The sequence below is a fragment of the Pseudomonas sp. 05N433 genome (genome assembly GCF_056396925.1).
On sequence record NZ_JBFTML010000002.1, the window covers coordinates 25136 to 45782 of the forward strand.

The window sequence follows — 20647 nt, forward strand, 5'->3', positions numbered from 1 at the left end:
CGATTGGCTTTCCTTTCTATAAGGCTGGGAACGGCGCGGGCGGGATCAGGCCGAAACGCGCGGGATGGTATCGTCGCTGCGCAGGGTGAAGATCTCGTAGCCGGTATCGGTCACCAGCAGAGTGTGTTCCCATTGCGCCGACAGCTTGCGGTCCTTGGTGATCGCGGTCCAGCCATCGCCCAGCACCTTGGTGTCGGCCTTGCCCTGGTTGATCATCGGCTCGATGGTGAAGGTCATGCCGGCTTTCAGTTCCATGCCGGTGCCGGCGCGGCCGTAGTGCAGGATCTGCGGCTCTTCGTGGAACACCTTGCCAATGCCGTGGCCGCAGAACTCGCGAACCACCGAGAAACCGTTCTTTTCCGCGTGCTTCTGGATGACTTCACCGATATCGCCCAGGCGGCAGCCGGGTTTCACCAGTTCGATGGCCTTGTACATGCATTCCTGTGTCACCTGGGACAGACGCTCGGCCCAGACCGGCACGGTGCCGACGTGGAACATGCGGCTGGTATCGCCGTGGTAGCCGTCCTTGATCACTGTGACGTCGATGTTCAGCGTGTCGCCATCCTTCAACGGCTTCTCGTTCGGGATGCCGTGGCAGACCACGTGGTTGATCGAGGTGCAGATCGACTTCGGAAAGCCCTTGTAGTTGAGCGGGGCAGGAATGGCTTTCTGCTCGTTGACGATGTAGTCGTGGCAGATGCGGTCCAGCTCTTCGGTGGTAACGCCCGGCTTGACATAATCGGCAATCATTTCCAGCACATCGGCGGCCAATTTGCCGGCGATCCGCATTTTTGCGATGTCCTCTGGGGTTTTGAGGGTGACGGTCATACAGGCTCTCTCTGCGCTCAATGGCGCCTTCTAAAACGAAATGGGCATTGCGCGAACGATCGTCGCGGCCCTGAAAAACGCAATTCTACCAGACGATCAGGGCAAATCTGAGCTTCTGTGCATCGCTTCTCTCTATAGGATGGCGCATTCTTGGGGGATTCCAAGGGCGGGATCAAAAGCATTCGCCAGGTTTTCAGAATGCGGGTTCCGTTTTTTCCGGCCTTGTGATATAAAATGCGCCGCTTTCCGGGGTACCCTGAAAAGCTTAAATCCACACACGTGTCGACACGATGACCTGGGTGCCTTCAGCTGATGCTGCTGGTTGGTCATTGGGATACGTGGAGGCCAAACCCGACTTATTAAGGAACTATCATGTCCCAAGTCAACATGCGCGATATGCTGAAGGCCGGTGTGCACTTCGGTCACCAAACCCGTTACTGGAATCCGAAAATGGGTAAGTACATTTTCGGCGCGCGTAACAAGATTCACATCATCAACCTTGAAAAAACCCTGCCAATGTTCAACGAAGCTCTGACTTTCGTAGAGCGTCTGGCCCAGGGCAAAAACAAGATTCTGTTCGTCGGCACCAAGCGTTCCGCTGGCAAGATCGTTGCTGAAGAAGCAGCACGTTGCGGTTCGCCGTACGTCGATCACCGCTGGTTGGGCGGCATGCTGACCAACTTCAAAACCATCCGTGCTTCCATCAAGCGTCTGCGTGACCTTGAAGTGCAAGCTGAAGACGGTACTTTCGCCAAGCTGACCAAGAAAGAAGCGCTGATGCGCACTCGCGATCTTGAGAAGCTGGATCGTTCCCTGGGTGGTATCAAGGACATGGGCGGTCTGCCAGACGCTCTGTTCGTTATCGACGTTGATCACGAGCGCATCGCGATCACCGAAGCCAACAAGCTGGGCATCCCGGTTATCGGCGTAGTCGATACCAACAGCAGCCCGGAAGGCGTTGACTACATCATCCCAGGCAACGATGACGCAATCCGCGCTATCCAGCTGTACATGGGTTCGATGGCTGACGCTGTTATCCGTGGTCGCAACAATGTTGCTGGCGGCACTGTAGAATTCGTAGCTGAAGAAACTCAGGCTGCAGCTGAGTAATTGACGCCCTGGCGTTGACTCAGTAAGCAAAAAGGGGGCTTGGCCCCCTTTTTGCCACCTCGAAAACCATTTGTCGGCGCCCACTGCTTTATCTGTAACGTGCGGCAGCTAACAAGGGTGGTTCGGGAAGAATTGATCGCCCGTTCGATCGGGTGGAATGGTTGAAAACCTATCCAAGAGGAATTTGAAAATGGCAGAGATTACTGCAGCGTTGGTCAAAGAACTGCGCGAGCGTACCGGCGAAGGCATGATGGACTGCAAAAAGGCCTTGACCAAGGCTGGCGGCGACATCGAAAAAGCCATTGATGACATGCGCGCTTCGGGCGCCATCAAGGCTGCCAAGAAAGCCGGCAACGTTGCCGCTGAAGGCGCAATCGCTCTCAAGGAAGACGGTAAATCCGCCGTTCTGCTGGAAGTGAACTCGCAGACCGACTTCCTGGCTCTGCAGGACGACTTCAAGGCATTTGTTGCTGCCAGCATTGAAAAAGCGTTCGCTGACAAACTGACCGATGCTGCTCCGCTGATCGAAGCGCGTGAAGCTGATCGTCTGGTTCTGGTTGGCAAGGTTGGCGAAAACGTCAACATTCGTCGCCTGGCTCGCGTTGAAGGCGATGTTGTTGGTGGCTACCTGCACGGCAACAAGATTGGTGTTGCGGTTGTTCTCAAGGGCGGCGACGTTGAGCTGGCCAAAGACATCGCTATGCACGTAGCGGCTACCAACCCTGAATTCCTGCTGCCGTCGGAAGTTTCCGCTGAAGCGATCGAGCGCGAGAAAGGCGTGTTCCTGACCCTCAACGCTGACAAGATTGCCGGCAAGCCAGAAAACATCGTTGAAAACATGGTCAAAGGCCGTATCAGCAAGTTCCTGGCTGAAGCGAGCCTGGTTGAGCAGGCGTTCGTCAAGAACCCTGAAATCAAGGTCGGCGACCTGGCCAAGAAAGCCGGTGCTGAAATCGTTTCTTTCACCTACTTCAAAGTAGGCGAAGGCATCGAGAAGCCAGTAGACAACTTCGCAGAAGAAGTTGCTGCCCAGCTGGCTGCCAGCAAGCAATAAGACGGTTTTTTAACTGTCGCCCTGAAGAGGCTGCCCGCTTACGCGCGCAGCCTCTTTTCAGATGGGGTTGCCAATTTTATTTGGTTTCCTTTTGGAACTGGCTTACAAAGCCATGTTCCGATGGCGCTGAAGCAGCGCCAAGCTAGAGTGAACGCCAGCTGTAAACAGCTCGCAAAGAATTTTTAAAATACGCCGCAGGAGAGATTCGCAATGGCTCAGCAGGGCAGTGGTTATCAGGCTCGCTATAAACGCATTCTACTCAAGCTTAGCGGCGAGGCCCTGATGGGCTCGGAAGAGTTCGGGATCGATCCGAAAGTTCTGGATCGCATGGCACTGGAAGTTGGCCAACTGGTTGGCATCGGTGTTCAGGTCGGTCTGGTGATCGGCGGGGGTAACCTGTTCCGTGGCGCAGCGCTCAGCGCCGCCGGCATGGATCGGGTCACTGGCGACCACATGGGCATGCTGGCCACTGTGATGAACGCCCTGGCGATGCGCGATGCGCTGGAACGTGCCAATATCTCGGCCATCGTGATGTCGGCCATTTCCATGGTTGGCGTGACCGATCACTATGATCGCCGCAAAGCCATGCGCCACCTGAACTCCAAGGAAGTCGTGATTTTCGCGGCCGGTACTGGCAATCCGTTCTTTACAACGGACTCGGCTGCCTGCCTGCGCGCAATCGAAATCGATGCCGATGTGGTGCTCAAGGCAACGAAGGTTGATGGCGTCTACACCGCTGACCCGTTCAAAGACCCGCATGCCGAGAAGTTCGATCATCTGACCTACGATGAAGTGCTGGATCGCAAGCTGGGTGTGATGGATCTGACGGCCATTTGCCTGTGCCGCGACCACAAGATGCCGCTGCGCGTGTTTAATATGAACAAACCCGGTGCCCTGTTGAATATCGTACATGGCGGCGCTGAAGGAACCCTGATCGAGGAAGTTCAACAATGATCAACGAAATCAAGAAAGACGCTAAAGAGCGCATGCAGAAATCCGTAGAATCGCTGGCGCACAACTTCGGGCGTATCCGTACCGGACAGGCGCACCCAAGCATTCTGGAAGGCGTGATGGTTCCGTACTACGGCGCCGACACTCCGATCAAGCAAGTGGCGAACATCACCGTTAAAGACGCCCGTACCCTGCAAGTCGTTGCCTTCGAGCGCAACATGCTGGGCGCGGTCGACAAGGCTATCGGTAGCGCTGGCCTGAATCTCAACCCGACCAACCTGGGTGAGTTGCTGCTGATCTCCATGCCGGCCCTGACCGAAGAAACCCGCCGGGGCTTCACCAAGCAGGCTCGTGATGTCGCTGAGGATGCCCGTGTTGCCGTGCGCAACATCCGTCGCGATGCAAACAGCTCGCTGAAGGACCTGGTCAAGGAAAAGGAAATCAGCGAAGACGAAGAGCGTCGTGCCACTGGCGAGATCGACGATCTGACCAAGAAATTCGTGGCTGAAATCGACGCTAAGTTGGCGGAGAAAGAAAAAGACCTGATGGCCGTATAAGGGTCGAGTTTTAAATGGACAAGACCAAGCAGACTGCGCCGTCCGCGGTGCCGCGCCATGTCGCGATCATCATGGATGGTAATAATCGTTGGGCGAAAAAACGCTTTATGCCGGGTGTCGCCGGGCATAAAGCGGGTGTGGATGCTGTTCGTGCGGTCATCGAGGTGTGTGCGGAGTCCGGGGTTGAGGTATTGACCCTGTTTGCGTTCTCCAGTGAGAACTGGCAACGCCCGGCCGATGAGGTCAGTGCCTTGATGGATCTGTTCTTCAGGGCGCTGCGTCGCGAGGCCAAGCGCCTGAACGACAACAACATCAGTTTGCGCATCATCGGCGACCGTTCGCGTTTTCATCCAGAGCTTCAAGCTGCCATGCGTGAAGCCGAGGCTATGACTGCCGGCGTCAATCGCTTTATCCTGCAGATCGCCGCCAACTACGGTGGTCAGTGGGACATCGCGCAAGCTGCGCAACGTCTGGCGCGCGAAGTTCAGGCCGGGCATCTGCGCCCTGAAGACATCACTCCCGAGCTGTTGCAAACCTGTCTGGCGACCGGCGATCTGCCGTTGCCGGACTTGTGCATCCGTACCGGTGGCGAGCATCGCATCAGTAACTTCCTGCTGTGGCAACTGRCTTACGCCGAGTTGTACTTCTCCGACCTGTTCTGGCCGGACTTCAAACACGACGCCATGCGCAAGGCGCTGGCTGATTTCGCTTCTCGCCAGCGTCGCTTCGGTAAAACGAGCGAACAGGTCGAGTCTGGAGCCCGGGTTTAATGCTTAAACAACGAATCATCACGGCACTGATTCTGCTGCCGATTGCCCTGTGCGGGTTTTTCCTGCTTGAAGGGTCCGGTTTTGCACTGTTTATCGGGCTGGTGGTGACGCTGGGGGCATGGGAATGGGCGCGCCTGGCAGGTTTTGCTGGCCAGGCGATCCGTGTTGCTTTTGCAGCTGTGGTCGCGCTGATGCTGTTTGTCATGCACATCCTGCCGGGGCTCGCGCCTTGGGTGCTGGGTGCCTCGGTGCTCTGGTGGGGCGTGGCCACCTATCTGGTGCTGACTTATCCGCGGTCCAGCGAACACTGGGCCAGCGCTGCCTGCAAGCTGGCGATCGGTTTGTTGATTCTGTTGCCGGCCTGGCAAGGTCTGATCCTGATCAAGCAGGAACCCTTGGGCAACTGGCTGATCATGGCCGTGATGGTGCTGGTCTGGGGCGCCGATATCGGTGCGTACTTTTCCGGCCGAGCCTTCGGCAAGCGCAAGCTGGCACCACAGGTCAGCCCTGGCAAGAGCTGGGAGGGCGTGTACGGCGGCTTGCTGCTGAGCCTGGTGATCACGGCAATCGTCGGTTTTGCGCGGGACTGGAGTTTCGCTCAGATGCTGATGGGCCTGTTCGGTGCCGCGGTCATCGTGTTCATTTCGGTGGTGGGCGACCTCACCGAAAGTATGTTCAAGCGCCAGTCGGGGATCAAGGACAGCAGTAATCTGCTGCCGGGGCACGGCGGTGTGCTGGACCGCATCGACAGTCTGACAGCGGCGATTCCAGTGTTCGCCGTGCTTCTGTGGATGGCGGCATCGTGAGTCGCCCACAACAGATTACCGTGCTGGGGGCGACCGGCTCGATTGGTCTGAGCACTCTGGACGTCATCGCCCGTCACCCCGAACGCTATCAGGTATTCGCCTTGAGCGGTTTCACTCGTTTGAGTGAGCTGCTGGCGCTGTGCGTGCGTCATGAGCCACGTTTCGCGGTCGTGCCGGAATCTGGCGCTGCCCGAGGCTTGCAGGACGAATTGCATGCGGCTGGCCTGTCGACCCGTGTTCTGGTGGGAGAGGAGGGCTTGTGTCAGATCGCCTCGGATCCGGAAGTCGATGCGGTAATGGCGGCGATCGTCGGGGCGGCGGGTTTGCGTCCGACCCTGGCGGCGGTCGAGGCCGGCAAAAAGATTCTTTTGGCCAATAAAGAAGCGCTGGTGATGTCCGGTGCGCTGTTCATGCAGGCCGTGCGTAAAAGCGGTTCGGTACTGCTGCCTATCGACAGCGAACACAACGCGATTTTCCAGTGCATGCCGCAGGACTTCTCTCGTGGTTTGGGCGCGGTCGGTGTACGCCGGATTCTACTGACAGCCTCTGGTGGCCCGTTCCGGCAGACGCCCCTGGCCGAACTGGCGCATGTTACCCCCGAGCAAGCGTGTGCTCACCCGAATTGGTCCATGGGGCGCAAGATTTCGGTGGATTCGGCCAGCATGATGAACAAAGGGCTCGAGCTGATCGAGGCCTGCTGGCTGTTCGACGCTACGCCCTCTCAGGTCGAAGTGGTGATTCACCCGCAAAGCGTGATTCATTCGCTGGTCGACTATGTCGATGGTTCGGTGCTGGCGCAGCTGGGTAATCCGGATATGCGCACACCAATTGCCAATGCCCTGGCGTGGCCGGAGCGGATCGACTCGGGCGTTGCGCCGTTGGATCTGTTCGCCATCGCTCGCCTGGATTTCCAGGCACCCGATGAAGAGCGTTTCCCTTGCCTGCGCCTTGCGCGTCAAGCCGCCGAGGCTGGTAACAGCGCGCCGGCCATGCTCAATGCCGCGAATGAAGTGGCTGTGGCGGCCTTTCTCGACGGACGGGTTCGCTATCTGGAAATCGCGAGTATTATCGAGGAAGTATTGAACCTCGAGCCTGTGGTTGCGGTTGATGATCTCGAGGCAGTGTTTACGGCCGATGCGAAAGCACGGGTACTGGCCGGGCAATGGTTGAGTCGTCACGGCCGATAAGTGCTGCAATACGTTGGCCCATGCAGCACCGATAGGATTGCGGAGAAAGTAGATGAGCGCGCTCTATATGATTGTCGGCACCCTGGTAGCGCTGGGCGTGCTGGTCACCTTCCACGAATTCGGCCATTTCTGGGTCGCACGTCGCTGTGGGGTCAAAGTGCTGCGTTTCTCCGTGGGCTTCGGCATGCCGCTGCTGCGCTGGCACGACAGCAAAGGCACTGAATTCGTGGTTGCCGCCATCCCGCTGGGTGGCTACGTGAAAATGCTCGACGAGCGCGAAGGTGAGGTGCCGGCCGATCAGCTCGATCACGCCTTCAATCGCAAGTCCGTCCGTCAGCGCGTTGCTATCGTGGCAGCCGGTCCGATTGCCAACTTTCTATTGGCGATGGTGTTTTTCTGGGCATTGGCAATGCTGGGCAGCGAGCAGGTGCGCCCGGTTATCGGCGCGGTCGAATCCGGCAGTATCGCCTCCAGGGCAGGTTTGAGTCCGGGGCAGGAAATTATTGCCATCGATGGCGAGCCCACTTCCGGCTGGGCTGCGGTGAACCTGCAACTGGTCCGCCGCCTGGGCGAGAGCGGTTCCCTGCAAGTGCTGGTCYGCGAACAGGGCTCCACCGTGGATTCGCCTCGTGGGCTGGTGCTGGACAAGTGGCTCAAGGGGGCTAACGAGCCGGATCCTATTCACTCGCTGGGTATTCGCCCCTGGCGTCCGGCATTGCCGCCGGTGCTGGCCGAAATTGATCCGAAAGGGCCGGCGAAGGCTGCGGGTTTGAAGGCTGGAGACCGCCTGTTGACCTTTGATGGCAAGGCACTGGATGACTGGCAGCAAGTAGTCGACATCGTCCGTTTGCATCCGGATACCAAAATCATGCTGCGCGTTGAGCGCGACGGTGCTCAAATCGACGTCCCTGTGACGCTGGCCGCGCGCGGCGAGAGCAAGGCACCCACTGGCTATCTGGGCGCAGGGGTGAAAGCGGTCGATTGGCCACCAGAGATGATTCGCGAAGTCAGTTACGGTCCGGTGGCCGCGATTGGGGAGGGTGCCCGACGCACCTGGACCATGAGCGTACTGACCCTCGACTCGCTCAAGAAAATGTTGTTCGGCGAGCTCTCGGTAAAAAACTTGAGTGGACCGATAACCATTGCTAAAGTGGCGGGCGCTTCTGCCCAGTCGGGCATCGCTGATTTCCTGAATTTCCTTGCTTATCTGAGTATTAGCCTGGGTGTTCTGAATTTGCTGCCCATTCCTGTACTGGATGGGGGGCATTTGTTGTTTTATCTGATCGAGTGGGCGCGTGGTCGTCCCTTGTCGGATCGGGTGCAAGGTTGGGGGATACAGATCGGTATCAGTTTGGTGGTCGGGGTGATGTTGCTTGCTCTGGTCAATGATCTGGGTCGACTGTAACGCTTCGCTGAATTGCGAATCTGCCGCATTTTGCGGCAGTTTTTATTGCCAGTTGGAATAAGAAAGGACTTCATGAAACGTCTGCTGCTAACTGCGGTTCTCACCGTATTGATGATCGCCGAAGTTCACGCCGAGTCCTTCACTATCTCTGATATTCGCGTCAATGGCCTCCAGCGGGTCTCCGCGGGTAGTGTCTTTGGTGCCTTGCCGTTGAACGTCGGCGAGCAGGCGGATGATCGTCGCCTGGTGGAATCCACTCGTGCGCTGTTCAAAACCGGGTTCTTTCAAGATATCCAGCTGGGCCGTGAAGGCAACGTCCTGGTCATTACTGTAGTCGAGCGTCCGTCGGTCGCCAGTATCGAGATCGAAGGCAACAAGGCGATCTCCACTGAAGACCTGATGAAGGGCCTCAAACAGTCCGGTCTGGCCGAAGGCGAGATCTTCCAGCGCGCGACCCTCGAAGGTGTGCGTAACGAGCTGCAGCGTCAATACGTCGCTCAGGGCCGCTACTCGGCTACCGTCGACACCGAAGTGGTGCCGCAGCCGCGTAACCGCGTTGCCCTGAAGGTCAACATCAACGAAGGTACCGTAGCGGCGATCCAGCACATCAACGTGGTGGGCAACACTGTTTTTCCTGATGAAGACCTGATCGACCTGTTCGAACTCAAGACCAGCAACTGGCTGTCGTTCTTCAAGAACGATGACAAGTACGCTCGTGAAAAGCTCTCCGGTGACCTGGAGCGTCTGCGTTCCTATTACCTGGACCGTGGCTATATCAATATGGATATCGCTTCGACCCAGGTGTCCATCACCCCGGACAAGAAACACGTCTATATCACCGTCAACGTCAACGAAGGCGAGAAGTACACCGTTCGTGACGTGAAACTCAGCGGCGACTTGAAAGTGCCTGAAGACCAGGTCAAGTCCCTGCTACTGGTTCAGAAAGGCCAGGTGTTCTCGCGCAAGCTGATGACCACCACCTCCGAACTGATTACCCGCCGCCTGGGTAACGAGGGTTACACCTTCGCTAACGTCAACGGCGTGCCTCAGCCTCACGATGAAGACCACACGGTCGATATCACATTCGCTGTCGATCCGGGCAAGCGTGCTTACGTGAACCGCATCAACTTCCGTGGCAACACCAAGTCCGAAGACGAAGTGCTGCGCCGTGAAATGCGTCAGATGGAAGGCGGCTGGGCTTCGACCTACCTGATCGACCAATCCAAGACCCGCCTGGAACGTCTGGGCTTCTTCAAGGAAGTCAACGTCGAGACGCCGGCCGTGCCGGGTGTCGATGATCAGGTTGACGTGAACTACAGCGTTGAAGAGCAGGCTTCCGGTTCGATTACCGCCAGCGTTGGTTTCGCCCAGAGCGCCGGTCTGATCCTTGGTGGTTCGATCACTCAGAACAACTTCCTGGGTACCGGTAACAAGGTCAGCATCGGCTTGACTCGCAGTCAGTATCAAAGCCGTTATAACTTCGGTTATGTCGACCCCTACTGGACAGCTGACGGTGTGAGCCTGGGTTACAACGCTTTCTATCGTACGACCGACTACAAAGACCTCGATGTCAACGTAGCCAGCTACGCCGTAGACAGCCTGGGCGCAGGTGTCAACGTTGGTTATCCGATCAGCGAGACTTCGCGTCTGACGTTTGGTTTGTCTGCACAACAAGACAAGATCAAGACGGGTCTTTACACCGTCGACGAAATCTTCGACTTCGTTAACAAGGAAGGTGATCAGTACCTCAACTTCAAGGCATCGGCCGGTTGGTCTGAATCCACCTTGAACAAAGGGGTACTGGCGACCCGTGGTCACTCCCAGAGCTTGACTGCGGAAGCCACGACACCGGGCAGCGACTTGTCGTTCTTCAAGCTCGATTATCGCGGTCAATTGTTCCAGCCGTTGTCTGAAAACTACACCATGCGCCTCCACACCGAGCTGGGCTATGGCGATGGTTATGGTTCGACCGACGGCTTGCCGTTCTATGAAAACTATTACGCCGGTGGTTTCAACTCGGTTCGTGGCTTCAAAGACAGCACCCTGGGGCCTCGTAGTACGCCGAGCCGGGGCGTGAACCCGGGCACCGCAACCGACCCGGACCAGGATCCACTGCCGTTTGGTGGTAACGTCCTGATTCAGGGTGGTGTAGAAGTTCTATTCCCTATGCCGTTCGTGAAAGATCAGCGTTCCTTGCGCACTTCGGTATTCTGGGACGTGGGTAATGTGTTCGATTCGACTTGCAAGCAGAGCACCAACGCCGATGGTTCCAAGTCCAACACTCAGTGTAACGACGTCAGCCTGAGCAACATGGCCAGTTCGGTGGGTGTCGGTGTGACATGGGTTACCGCCCTTGGTCCGTTGAGCTTCGCCTTGGCGATGCCAGTCAAAAAACCGGACAGCAATGCCGAGACTCAAGTGTTCCAATTCTCCCTCGGCCAGACGTTCTAAGCGTCTGACCCAAGATAATGACAATGGATTTTGTAGGAGTGCATCGTGCGTAAGTTGACTCAATTGGTTCTCCTGGCGACCGTGCTGGTTGCAGGTCCGGCTTTTGCCGACATGAAAATCGCCGTTCTGAACTATCAGATGGCACTGCTGGAATCCGATGCGGCGAAGAAATACGCCGTGGATGCCGAGAAAAAATTCGGCCCGCAACTGACCAAGCTCAAGAGCCTGGAAAGCAGCGCCAAGGGTATCCAGGACCGTCTGATGGCCGGTGGCGACAAGATGCAGCAAGGCGAGCGTGAACGTCTGGAGCTCGAGTTCAAGCAAAAGGCCCGTGATTTCCAGTTCCAGTCCAAGGAGCTGAACGAAGCCAAAGCCGTTGCCGACCGTGAAATGCTGAAGCAGCTCAAGCCGAAACTGGACAGCGCTGTGGAAGAAGTCATCAAGAAAGGTGCTTATGACCTGGTCTTCGAGCGTGGCGCAGTGATTGATGTCAAGCCTCAGTACGACATCACTCGCCAGGTTATCGAGCGCATGAATCAGCTGAAGTAACCCATGACAGCGACTATAAAGCTCGGCCAGTTGGCCGAGTTCCTCGGCGCCACCTTACGTGGCGACCCGGAGAAAGAAATTACTGGGCTGGCCACTTTGCAAGAGGCTGGCCCAGCTCAGTTGAGCTTTCTGGCAAATCCTCAATACCGTAAATACCTGGCTGACAGTCAGGCCGCAGCCGTGCTGCTGAAGGCCGCTGACGCTGAAGGTTTTGTCGGTGATGCGCTGGTGGTGGCTGATCCATATCTGTCTTATGCGCGCATTTCCCACCTGTTCGATCCCAAGCCCAAGGCGCCGGCCGGTATTCATCCGACAGCGGTAGTGGCAGCGGATGCGGTGGTCGATCCGGCGGCGAGCATCGGTGCCTTTGCGGTCATCGAAAGTGCAGCGCGCATTGGCGCCGGTGTGACCGTTGGTGCGCATAGCTTCATCGGTGCACGCTGCGAAATTGGCGAGGGCGGCTGGTTGGCCCCGCGCGTCACGCTGTATCACGACGTGCGCATCGGCAAACGGGTGGTGATTCAATCCGGTGCCGTGCTCGGTGGTGAAGGCTTCGGTTTTGCCAACGAGAAAGGTATCTGGCAGAAAATTGCCCAGATCGGCGGCGTCTCGATCGGAGACGACGTGGAAATAGGCGTAAATACCGCTATCGATCGTGGCGCGCTGGCCGATACCGTCATTGGTAATGGTGTGAAGCTCGACAATCAGATTCAGATTGCCCACAACGTCCAGGTCGGTGACCACACGGCCATGGCCGCGTGCGTGGGAATTTCCGGCAGCACCAAAATCGGCAAGCATTGCATGCTCGCCGGTGGCGTAGGGCTGGTGGGGCATATCGACATTTGCGACAACGTTTTCCTGACCGGGATGACCATGGTGACCCACTCGATTACCGAGCCGGGCTCCTATTCTTCCGGTACGGCGATGCAACCGGCAGCCGAATGGCGCAAAAGCGCGGCACGTATCCGTCAGCTCGATGACATCGCGCGACGTCTGCGACAGCTGGAAAAGCGTGTAGGGGACGTGACCCCTGACGGTAATGCTTCATCAGATGGCTGATACCATTTCCATATCAAGTGTGCACAGCCGCTAGACTGCCTCCCTTGATTTGCTAGAGGAGTGCGCGTCAGTCGCGCGCTCCCAATCTTTACATAGGCTTCCCCCCGAAATGATGGACATCAACGAGATTCGCGAATACCTGCCTCACCGTTACCCGTTCCTGCTGGTGGACCGGGTCGTGGATCTGGATGTGGAAGGCAAGCGCATTCGCGCCTACAAGAATGTCAGCATCAACGAGCCGTTCTTCAATGGTCACTTCCCTGCGCATCCAATCATGCCGGGTGTACTGATCATCGAAGCGATGGCTCAGGCTGCCGGGATCCTTGGTTTCAAAATGCTCGACGTGAAACCGGCCGATGGCACGCTTTACTACTTCGTCGGCTCCGACAAACTGCGCTTCCGTCAGCCGGTGCTGCCGGGCGATCAATTGATCCTTGAAGCCAAGTTCATCAGCTGCAAGCGTCAGATCTGGAAGTTCGAATGCCAGGCTTCGGTCGATGGCAAGCCAGTCTGCTCCGCTGAAATCATCTGTGCGGAACGCAAACTATGAGTTTGATTGACCCTCGCGCAATCATCGATCCGACGGCCATCCTGGCCGACGACGTCGAAGTCGGCCCTTGGTCGATTGTCGGCGCAGGTGTGGAAATCGGCGAGGGGACAGTGATCGGGCCGCATGTGATTCTCAAGGGCCCGACCCGAATCGGTAAGCACAACCGCATCTACCAGTTTTCTTCGGTAGGTGAGGACACGCCCGATCTGAAATACAAGGGCGAGGAAACCCGTCTGGTCATCGGTGACCACAACGTCATCCGTGAAGGCGTGACGATTCACCGCGGGACCATTCAGGACCGTTCGGAAACGACCCTGGGCGATCACAACCTGATCATGGCCTATGCCCACATCGGTCACGACAGCGTTATCGGCAATCATTGCATCCTGGTCAACAACACCGCGTTGGCAGGGCATGTGCACGTTGAAGACTGGGCGATCCTGTCCGGCTTCACCCTGGTTCACCAGTATTGCCACATTGGCGCCCACAGCTTTTCCGGCATGGGCACTGCCATTGGCAAAGACGTTCCTGCGTACGTCACGGTATTCGGCAACCCCGCTGAAGCTCGCAGCATGAACTTCGAAGGCATGCGCCGTCGCGGCTTCAGCGAAGAGGCGATCCACGCGCTGCGTCGTGCCTACAAGGTGGTTTACCGCCAAGGCCTGACAGTCGAGCAAGCGCTCGCCGAGCTGGCCGAACCCTCGCTGCAGTTCCCGGAAGTCGCGGTGTTTCGTGATTCCATCCAGTCTTCGACCCGCGGCATCACCCGCTAATCATGGCCAATCTGCGTATTGCGCTGGTGGCGGGTGAGGCTTCCGGTGACATTCTGGGTGCGGGTCTCATGCGTGCGCTCAAGGCACAGCATCCGGCGGTCGAGTTCATTGGTGTCGGCGGTCCGCTGATGCAGGCCGAAGGCCTGACCTCGTATTTCCCGATGGAACGCCTTTCTGTCATGGGGCTGGTGGAAGTGCTGGGCCGTTTGCGCGAGCTGTTGGCCCGTCGCAAGAAACTGGTTGCGGACCTGATCGCCGCGAAGCCGGACGTGTTCATCGGTATCGATGCCCCGGACTTCAACCTCAATATCGAACTCAAGCTGCGTCAGGCCGGGATCAAGACCGTGCATTACGTCAGCCCGTCGGTCTGGGCATGGCGACAGAAGCGGGTGCTGAAGATTCGCGAAGGTTGCGACCTGATGCTGACGCTGTTCCCGTTCGAAGCTAAATTTTATGAAGAGAAGGGCGTGCCGGTACGGTTTGTCGGGCATTCCCTGGCCGATGCGATCCCGCTTGAGGCCGATCGCACCGCCGCGCGGGCCGAACTCGGTTTGCCGGAAGGGCCGTTGGTTGCCCTGATGCCGGGTAGTCGTGGCGGTGAAGTCGGGCGCCTCGGTGCGTTGTTCCTCGACACCGCCCAGCGCCTGCGGGCCATGCGTCCGGGCGTGCGATTCGTCATGCCGTGCGCCAGTCCGGAGCGCCGGGCCCAGTTGGAAGAGTTGCTGGCTGGTCGCGATCTGCCGCTGACCTTGCTCGACGGCAAATCCCATCTGGCGCTGGCGGCGTGCGACGCGGTGTTGATCGCTTCGGGCACCGCGACCCTGGAAGCATTGCTGTACAAGCGGCCGATGGTGGTCGCTTATCGCCTGGCACCGCTGACGTTCTGGATTCTCAAACGGATGGTGAAGAGTCCCTACGTCTCGTTGCCGAATTTGCTGGCCCAGCGCCTGCTGGTGCCAGAGTTGTTGCAGGACGATGCGACAGTCGAAGCCCTGGCCCAGACTCTGTCGCCGCTGATCGAAGGTGGCGAGGAGCAGACCCGAGGCTTTGACGAAATCCACCGAACCCTGCGACTGGACGCCTCCAATCAGGCAGCGGACGCGGTACTGAACCTGATTGGCAGAGCATAATGAGCAAAGCAAGCAAGCAGCTGGGCCTGGATTTTATGCTGGTCGATGAAGTTGAAGATCTGGTGGCAGGTGTCGATGAAGTCGGTCGCGGCCCGCTGTGCGGTGCCGTGGTGACCGCCGCGGTGATCCTTGATCCGAGCCGGCCGATTCTCGGCCTCAACGATTCGAAGAAACTCACCGAAGCCCGCCGTGAAAAACTCTACGACGAAATCTGCGAAAAAGCCCTGAGCTGGTGCATTGCTCGCGCCGAAGTCGAAGAAATTGACGAGTTGAACATCCTTCATGCCACCATGCTGGCCATGCAGCGCGCGGTCGAGGGCCTGCACATTCAGCCGAAGCTGGCGATGATCGACGGCAACCGTTGCCCGAAACTCTCGATGCGCGCCGAAGCGGTGGTGCAAGGCGACAGCAAAGTGCCGGCCATCGCTGCGGCGTCAATTCTGGCCAAGGTCAGCCGTGATCGTGAAATGGCGGCGTTCGAACTGATTTACCCGGGTTACGGCATCGGTGGCCACAAAGGCTACCCGACGCCCGTTCATCTGGAGGCGCTGACGCGTCTGGGGCCGACACCGATTCACCGCCGCTCGTTCGCCCCGGTACGCCTGGCGTATGAAGCGCGGGAAAACCTGATCGAGGGTTAGTCGCAGGCTGATGTTTTACTCAAGGCCCGGTACAATCCGGGCCTTGTTGTCTTCACGTTTCTAGTTTCTAGACAGGATCACTATGCCGGCTTCATTCGTTCATCTACGCCTGCACACTGAATATTCCCTGGTCGACGGTCTGGTGCGGATCAAACCGCTGGTCAAGACCCTGGTCGGCATGAACATGCCTGCCGTGGCGGTCACTGACCAGAACAACATGTGTTCCCTGGTCAAATTCTATAAAGCCGCCATGGGCGCCGGGATCAAGCCGATTTGTGGCGCCGACCTGTGGCTGTCGAACAAGGATCCGGACAACCCCTTGAGCCGGATCAGCCTGCTGGCGATGAACGCCACAGGTTATCGCAACCTCACCGAACTGATCTCCCGTGGTTTCATCGACGGCCAGCGCAATGGTTCGATCATCATAGAGCGCGAGTGGGTGGCCGAAGCCAGCGAAGGCTTGATCATGCTGTCGGCGGCGAAAGAGGGCGAAATCGGCCTGGCGATGCTCGGCGGCAACCCGGACGAAGCCGAAACCCTGGCTCGCGAGTGGATGGCGGTGTTCCCGGATCGTTTCTATCTGGAAGTCCAGCGCACCAACCGCCCCAACGACGAAGAACAACTGCACGGCGCCGTGGCCCTGGCCGAGAAAATCGGCGCGCCGCTGGTGGCGACCAACGACGTGCGCTTCATCAAGCAGGAAGACTTCGAAGCCCACGAAACCCGCGTTTGCATCGGTGAAGGCCGCGCCCTCGACGATCCGCGGCGTTCGAAGAATTACAGCGATCAGCAATACCTCAAAAGCGCCGAGGAAATGGCCGAGCTGTTCAGCGACCTGCCTGAGGCGCTGGAGAACACAGTCGAGATCGCCAAGCGCTGCAACATCGAAGTGAAGCTGGGCAAGCACTTCCTGCCCAACTTCCCGATTCCCGATGGCATGACCATCGACGAATATTTCCGCAAGGTTTCCTTCGACGGTCTGGAAGAACGCCTCAGCGTTCTGCTGCCCAAGGACACCACCGAAGACTACGAAGCCAAGCGCCAAGTCTATGTCGACCGGCTGAATTTCGAGCTGGATATCATTATCCAGATGGGCTTCCCCGGTTACTTCCTGATCGTGATGGACTTTATCCAGTGGGCCAAGAACAACGGCGTACCGGTGGGGCCTGGCCGTGGGTCGGGTGCCGGGTCGCTGGTGGCCTATGTGCAGAAGATCACCGACCTCGACCCGCTGGAATATGACCTGCTGTTCGAACGTTTCCTTAACCCGGAACGGGTTTCCATGCCCGACTTCGACGTCGACTTCTGCATGGACGGTCGCGACCGCGTGATCGATTACGTGGCCGAGAAATACGGCCGTAACGCGGTAAGCCAGATCATCACCTTCGGTTCCATGGCGGCCAAGGCTGTGGTCCGTGACGTGGCGCGGGTGCAGGGCAAGTCCTACGGACTGGCGGATCGTCTGTCGAAGATGATTCCGTTCGAAGTCGGCATGACCCTGGAAAAAGCCTACGAACAGGAAGAAATCCTGCGCGACTTCATCAAGGTCGATGAAGAAGCCGCGGAAATCTGGGAAATGGCGCGCAAGCTCGAAGGCGTTGTGCGTAACGTCGGTAAACACGCCGGTGGCGTGGTGATTGCGCCGACCAAACTGACCGACTTCTCGCCGATCTATTGCGACGAAGCGGGCGACGGTCTGGTAACCCAGTTCGACAAGGATGACGTTGAGGCTGCCGGTCTGGTGAAGTTCGACTTCCTGGGGCTTCGGACCCTGACGATCATCGACTGGGCGCTGAAAACCATCAACCGCGACCGCGCCAAGGTCAACGAACCGCCGCTGGACATCGCGTTCATCCCGCTGGATGACAAGCCGACTTACACGCTGCTGCAAAAAGCCGAAACCACCGCGGTGTTCCAGCTCGAGTCACGAGGCATGAAAGAGCTGATCAAAAAGCTCAAGCCCGACTGCCTGGAAGACTTGATCGCACTGGTGGCCCTGTTCCGTCCGGGCCCGCTGCAATCGGGCATGGTGGACGACTTCATCAACCGTAAGCACGGTCGCGCCGAACTCGCGTACCCGCACTCGGACTACCAGTACGACGGCCTCAAGCCGGTATTGGCGCCGACTTACGGCATCATCCTGTATCAGGAACAGGTGATGCAGATTGCCCAGGTCATGGCCGGTTACACCCTCGGCGGCGCGGACATGCTGCGTCGAGCCATGGGTAAGAAAAAACCCGAAGAAATGGCCAAGCAGCGCGGCGGTTTCATTGAAGGTTGCGCCACCAACAATATCGACGCTGACCTTGCCGGTAACATTTTCGACCTGGTAGAAAAATTCGCCGGTTACGGTTTCAACAAATCCCACTCCGCTGCCTACGGCCTGGTGTCGTACCAGACCGCGTGGCTGAAAGCCCACTATCCGGCGCCGTTCATGGCCGCGGTACTGTCGGCGGATATGCACAACACCGACAAGGTCGTGACCTTGATCGAAGAAGTGCGGACCATGAAGCTGCGCCTCGACGCGCCAGACGTGAACACCTCGGAGTTCAAGTTCACGGTGAACGACGAAGGCCGCATCATTTACGGTCTGGGCGCGATCAAGGGCGTGGGCGAAGGCCCGGTCGAAGCGATTACCGAGGCGCGGCAAGACGGGCCGTTCAAGGACCTGTTCGATTTTTGCGCGCGGGTCGACCTCAAGCGTATTAACAAACGCACCCTCGACGGCTTGATCCGCAGTGGTGCCCTGGACCGCCTAGGCCCGTATTTCCACGATGAGCAGAAAGCCTATCAGGCCAACATCGACCGCAACCGCGCGGTGTTGTTGACGGCCATGGAAGAGGCGATCAAGGCGGCCGAACAAACCGCTCGTACCCACGACAGTGGGCATGCCGATCTGTTTGGCGGTCTGTTCGTTGAAGAAGATGCCGACGTCTACGCCAATCACCGCAAGGCCAAGGAGCTGACCCTCAAGGAACGCCTGAAAGGCGAGAAAGATACCTTGGGCCTGTACCTCACCGGCCACCCGATCGACGAATACGAGGGCGAGATCCGTCGCTTCGCCCGTCAGCGCATCATCGACCTGAAGCCGGCTCGCGACACGCAAACGGTCGCGGGCATGATCATCGCCCTGCGAGTGATGAAGAACAAAAAGGGCGACAAGATGGGCTTCATCACCCTCGACGACCGCTCCGGGCGGATCGAAGCCTCGTTGTTCGCCGATGCGTTCCATTCCGCACAGTCGTTGTTGCAGACCGATGCGATGGTGGTGGTCGAAGGCGAAGTCAGCAACGACGACTTCTCCGGTGGCCTGCGGTTGCGGGTCAAGCGGGTGATGAGCATGGAAGATGCGCGCACCAACCTGGCCGAAAGCCTGCGCCTGAAGTTGCATGCAAAGGATCTCAAGGGCGATCAGCTACGCTGGTTGGGCGAGTTGTTGAAGCGTCATCGCGGTGCGTGCCCGATCACCATGGACTACACCAGCCCCGATGCGAAGGCCTTGTTGCAGTTTGGCGAGACCTGGCGGATCGACCCGGCGGATGCCTTGATTCAAGCCCTGCGTGACCAGTTCGGGCGAGACAACGTCTTCCTCCAATACCGTTGACGGTCAGGCGCCATTCCTTACCATGGGAACGCGCCTGATCCCGACCCGAATTTTTAATCTCGACCTGAACGCGCCTGTCCCTTAAGGTAGGGCGCGAATAGACAACCGGCCGGCCCAAGCTCTCTTGGACGCGACCCTAGACGGACGCCTATGAACCCGAATTTTCTAGATTTCGAACAGCCGATCGCCGACCTGCAAGCCAAGATCGAAGAGTTGCGCTTGGTCGGTAATGACAATTCGCTGAATATCGGCGATGAGATCTCCCGCCTACAGGACAAGAGCAGCACGCTGACCGAAGATATCTTCGGCAAGCTGACCAGCTGGCAGATCGCGCGTCTGGCGCGTCACCCGAAACGTCCGTACACCCTGGACTACATCGAACACATCTTCACCGAGTTCGATGAGTTGCACGGCGACCGTCACTTCTCCGACGACGCTGCCATCGTTGGCGGTGTTGCCCGTCTGGACGACCAACCGGTGATGGTTATCGGTCACCAGAAAGGTCGCGAAGTGCGCGAGAAGGTTCGCCGCAACTTCGGCATGCCGCGCCCTGAGGGCTACCGCAAGGCGTGCCGCCTGATGGAAATGGCCGAGCGTTTCAAAATGCCGATCCTGACCTTCATCGACACCCCGGGCGCTTACCCTGGCATCGACGCCGAAGAGCGCAACCAGAGCGAAGCGATTGCCTGGAACCTGCGCGTCATGGCTCGCCTGAAAACCCCAATCATCGCCACCGTGATCGGTGAGGGTGGTTCCGGTGGTGCGCTGGCCATTGGCGTCTGCGATCAGCTGAACATGCTGCAATATTCGACCTACGCGGTGATTTCGCCGGAAGGTTGCGCCTCGATTCTGTGGAAAACTTCCGAGAAAGCCCCGGATGCCGCTGAAGCGATGGGCATCACTGCCGAGCGTCTGAAGGGCCTGGGCATCGTCGATAAAGTGATCGGCGAGCCGTTGGGCGGCGCTCATCGTGATCCGGCGGCTGCCGCTGCCTCGATCCGCGCCGAGCTGAGCTCGCAACTGGCGATGTTGAAGAAGTTCGACAACGACGCGCTGCTGGCCCGTCGTTACGAGCGTCTGATGAGCTACGGTCTCTGATCTGATCGCGCTTTAGCCTTGTGGGAAGAGCCGGGCGACGTTCGTCTGCTCGCGATTGCGGTATAACAATCAACAAATATGTTGAATGTTAAGCAGCCTTCGCGAGCAGGCTCGCTCCCACAAT

Annotated in this window: 18 protein-coding genes; 17 read left to right on the forward strand and 1 reads right to left on the reverse strand. The window is 58.1% G+C overall.

Annotation, left to right across the window (positions count from 1 at the left end):
• Nucleotides 1-45: 45 nt before the first annotated feature.
• Complete coding sequence (gene map / locus AC1DIS_RS00900) at nucleotides 46-828, reverse strand: type I methionyl aminopeptidase (protein WP_018927020.1); 783 nt, start codon at nucleotides 826-828, stop codon at nucleotides 46-48.
• Between the two features lie 372 nt (nucleotides 829-1200).
• Between map and rpsB the strand changes: the two genes are divergently transcribed.
• From rpsB to AC1DIS_RS00985, 17 genes are all read left to right on the forward strand, one after another.
• Nucleotides 1201-1938, forward strand: a complete 738-nt coding sequence (rpsB, locus tag AC1DIS_RS00905; protein ID WP_018927019.1) for a 30S ribosomal protein S2 — start codon at nucleotides 1201-1203, stop codon at nucleotides 1936-1938.
• Between the two features lie 190 nt (nucleotides 1939-2128).
• Nucleotides 2129-2992 carry a translation elongation factor Ts gene (gene tsf / locus AC1DIS_RS00910; RefSeq protein WP_018927018.1) on the forward strand — a complete coding sequence of 288 codons (864 nt, stop codon included), beginning with the start codon at nucleotides 2129-2131 and terminating at the stop codon, nucleotides 2990-2992.
• A gap of 210 nt (nucleotides 2993-3202) precedes the next feature.
• Nucleotides 3203-3946 carry a UMP kinase gene (gene pyrH, locus AC1DIS_RS00915; RefSeq protein WP_003198235.1) on the forward strand — a complete coding sequence of 248 codons (744 nt, stop codon included), beginning with the start codon at nucleotides 3203-3205 and terminating at the stop codon, nucleotides 3944-3946.
• A complete protein-coding gene (frr, locus tag AC1DIS_RS00920) occupies nucleotides 3943-4500 on the forward strand; it encodes a ribosome recycling factor (protein ID WP_007940501.1) in 558 nt (185 codons plus the stop codon). Before pyrH ends, frr begins: the two co-directional genes overlap by 4 nt.
• Before the next feature lie 14 nt (nucleotides 4501-4514).
• On the forward strand, nucleotides 4515-5270 hold the full coding sequence (uppS, locus tag AC1DIS_RS00925; protein ID WP_477780717.1) for a polyprenyl diphosphate synthase: 756 nt from the start codon (nucleotides 4515-4517) through the stop codon (nucleotides 5268-5270).
• Nucleotides 5270-6076, forward strand: a complete 807-nt coding sequence (locus tag AC1DIS_RS00930) for a phosphatidate cytidylyltransferase (protein WP_086944758.1) — start codon at nucleotides 5270-5272, stop codon at nucleotides 6074-6076. The genes uppS and AC1DIS_RS00930 overlap by 1 nt, the downstream gene beginning before the upstream one ends.
• Nucleotides 6073-7263 (forward strand): 1-deoxy-D-xylulose-5-phosphate reductoisomerase, encoded by a 1191-nt coding sequence (gene ispC, locus AC1DIS_RS00935; protein ID WP_086944759.1) that lies wholly within the window; start codon nucleotides 6073-6075, stop codon nucleotides 7261-7263. Before AC1DIS_RS00930 ends, ispC begins: the two co-directional genes overlap by 4 nt.
• A gap of 52 nt (nucleotides 7264-7315) precedes the next feature.
• Nucleotides 7316-8668: a sigma E protease regulator RseP gene (gene rseP / locus AC1DIS_RS00940; RefSeq protein ID WP_477780718.1), complete on the forward strand. Its 1353-nt coding sequence runs from the start codon at nucleotides 7316-7318 to the stop codon at nucleotides 8666-8668.
• Nucleotides 8669-8740: 72 nt separating this feature from the next.
• On the forward strand, nucleotides 8741-11119 hold the full coding sequence (gene bamA / locus AC1DIS_RS00945; protein ID WP_018927013.1) for an outer membrane protein assembly factor BamA: 2379 nt from the start codon (nucleotides 8741-8743) through the stop codon (nucleotides 11117-11119).
• Nucleotides 11120-11164: 45 nt separating this feature from the next.
• Nucleotides 11165-11668, forward strand: a complete 504-nt coding sequence (locus AC1DIS_RS00950; protein ID WP_007940508.1) for an OmpH/Skp family outer membrane protein — start codon at nucleotides 11165-11167, stop codon at nucleotides 11666-11668.
• Nucleotides 11669-11671: 3 nt separating this feature from the next.
• Nucleotides 11672-12727 carry a UDP-3-O-(3-hydroxymyristoyl)glucosamine N-acyltransferase gene (gene lpxD, locus AC1DIS_RS00955; RefSeq protein ID WP_477748755.1) on the forward strand — a complete coding sequence of 352 codons (1056 nt, stop codon included), beginning with the start codon at nucleotides 11672-11674 and terminating at the stop codon, nucleotides 12725-12727.
• Between the two features lie 109 nt (nucleotides 12728-12836).
• The gene (gene fabZ / locus AC1DIS_RS00960) at nucleotides 12837-13277 is read left to right on the forward strand and encodes a 3-hydroxyacyl-ACP dehydratase FabZ (protein ID WP_007940511.1); all 441 of its coding nucleotides are present in this window, start codon (nucleotides 12837-12839) and stop codon (nucleotides 13275-13277) included.
• A complete protein-coding gene (gene lpxA, locus AC1DIS_RS00965; RefSeq protein ID WP_018927011.1) occupies nucleotides 13274-14050 on the forward strand; it encodes an acyl-ACP--UDP-N-acetylglucosamine O-acyltransferase in 777 nt (258 codons plus the stop codon). Before fabZ ends, lpxA begins: the two co-directional genes overlap by 4 nt.
• 2 nt (nucleotides 14051-14052) lie before the next feature.
• Nucleotides 14053-15180: a lipid-A-disaccharide synthase gene (lpxB, locus tag AC1DIS_RS00970; protein ID WP_064620046.1), complete on the forward strand. Its 1128-nt coding sequence runs from the start codon at nucleotides 14053-14055 to the stop codon at nucleotides 15178-15180.
• Nucleotides 15180-15821 carry a ribonuclease HII gene (gene rnhB / locus AC1DIS_RS00975; RefSeq protein ID WP_018927009.1) on the forward strand — a complete coding sequence of 214 codons (642 nt, stop codon included), beginning with the start codon at nucleotides 15180-15182 and terminating at the stop codon, nucleotides 15819-15821. Before lpxB ends, rnhB begins: the two co-directional genes overlap by 1 nt.
• Before the next feature lie 82 nt (nucleotides 15822-15903).
• Complete coding sequence (dnaE, locus tag AC1DIS_RS00980; RefSeq protein ID WP_018927008.1) at nucleotides 15904-19425, forward strand: DNA polymerase III subunit alpha; 3522 nt, start codon at nucleotides 15904-15906, stop codon at nucleotides 19423-19425.
• Between the two features lie 150 nt (nucleotides 19426-19575).
• Complete coding sequence (locus AC1DIS_RS00985) at nucleotides 19576-20523, forward strand: acetyl-CoA carboxylase carboxyltransferase subunit alpha (RefSeq protein ID WP_018927007.1); 948 nt, start codon at nucleotides 19576-19578, stop codon at nucleotides 20521-20523.
• Nucleotides 20524-20647: the final 124 nt, after the last annotated feature.

Bases quoted from the DNA above. Each gene is read 5' to 3' on its own strand.
- map (WP_018927020.1), bottom strand. From the start codon at position 828: ATGACCGTCACCCTCAAAACCCCAGAGGACATCGCAAAAATGCGGATC.
- rpsB (WP_018927019.1), top strand. From the start codon at position 1,201: ATGTCCCAAGTCAACATGCGCGATATGCTGAAGGCCGGTGTGCACTTC.
- tsf (WP_018927018.1), top strand. From the start codon at position 2,129: ATGGCAGAGATTACTGCAGCGTTGGTCAAAGAACTGCGCGAGCGTACC.
- pyrH (WP_003198235.1), top strand. From the start codon at position 3,203: ATGGCTCAGCAGGGCAGTGGTTATCAGGCTCGCTATAAACGCATTCTA.
- frr (WP_007940501.1), top strand. From the start codon at position 3,943: ATGATCAACGAAATCAAGAAAGACGCTAAAGAGCGCATGCAGAAATCC.
- AC1DIS_RS00930 (WP_086944758.1), top strand. From the start codon at position 5,270: ATGCTTAAACAACGAATCATCACGGCACTGATTCTGCTGCCGATTGCC.
- bamA (WP_018927013.1), top strand. From the start codon at position 8,741: ATGAAACGTCTGCTGCTAACTGCGGTTCTCACCGTATTGATGATCGCC.
- lpxD (WP_477748755.1), top strand. From the start codon at position 11,672: ATGACAGCGACTATAAAGCTCGGCCAGTTGGCCGAGTTCCTCGGCGCC.
- fabZ (WP_007940511.1), top strand. From the start codon at position 12,837: ATGATGGACATCAACGAGATTCGCGAATACCTGCCTCACCGTTACCCG.
- lpxA (WP_018927011.1), top strand. From the start codon at position 13,274: ATGAGTTTGATTGACCCTCGCGCAATCATCGATCCGACGGCCATCCTG.
- lpxB (WP_064620046.1), top strand. From the start codon at position 14,053: ATGGCCAATCTGCGTATTGCGCTGGTGGCGGGTGAGGCTTCCGGTGAC.
- rnhB (WP_018927009.1), top strand. From the start codon at position 15,180: ATGAGCAAAGCAAGCAAGCAGCTGGGCCTGGATTTTATGCTGGTCGAT.
- dnaE (WP_018927008.1), top strand. From the start codon at position 15,904: ATGCCGGCTTCATTCGTTCATCTACGCCTGCACACTGAATATTCCCTG.
- AC1DIS_RS00985 (WP_018927007.1), top strand. From the start codon at position 19,576: ATGAACCCGAATTTTCTAGATTTCGAACAGCCGATCGCCGACCTGCAA.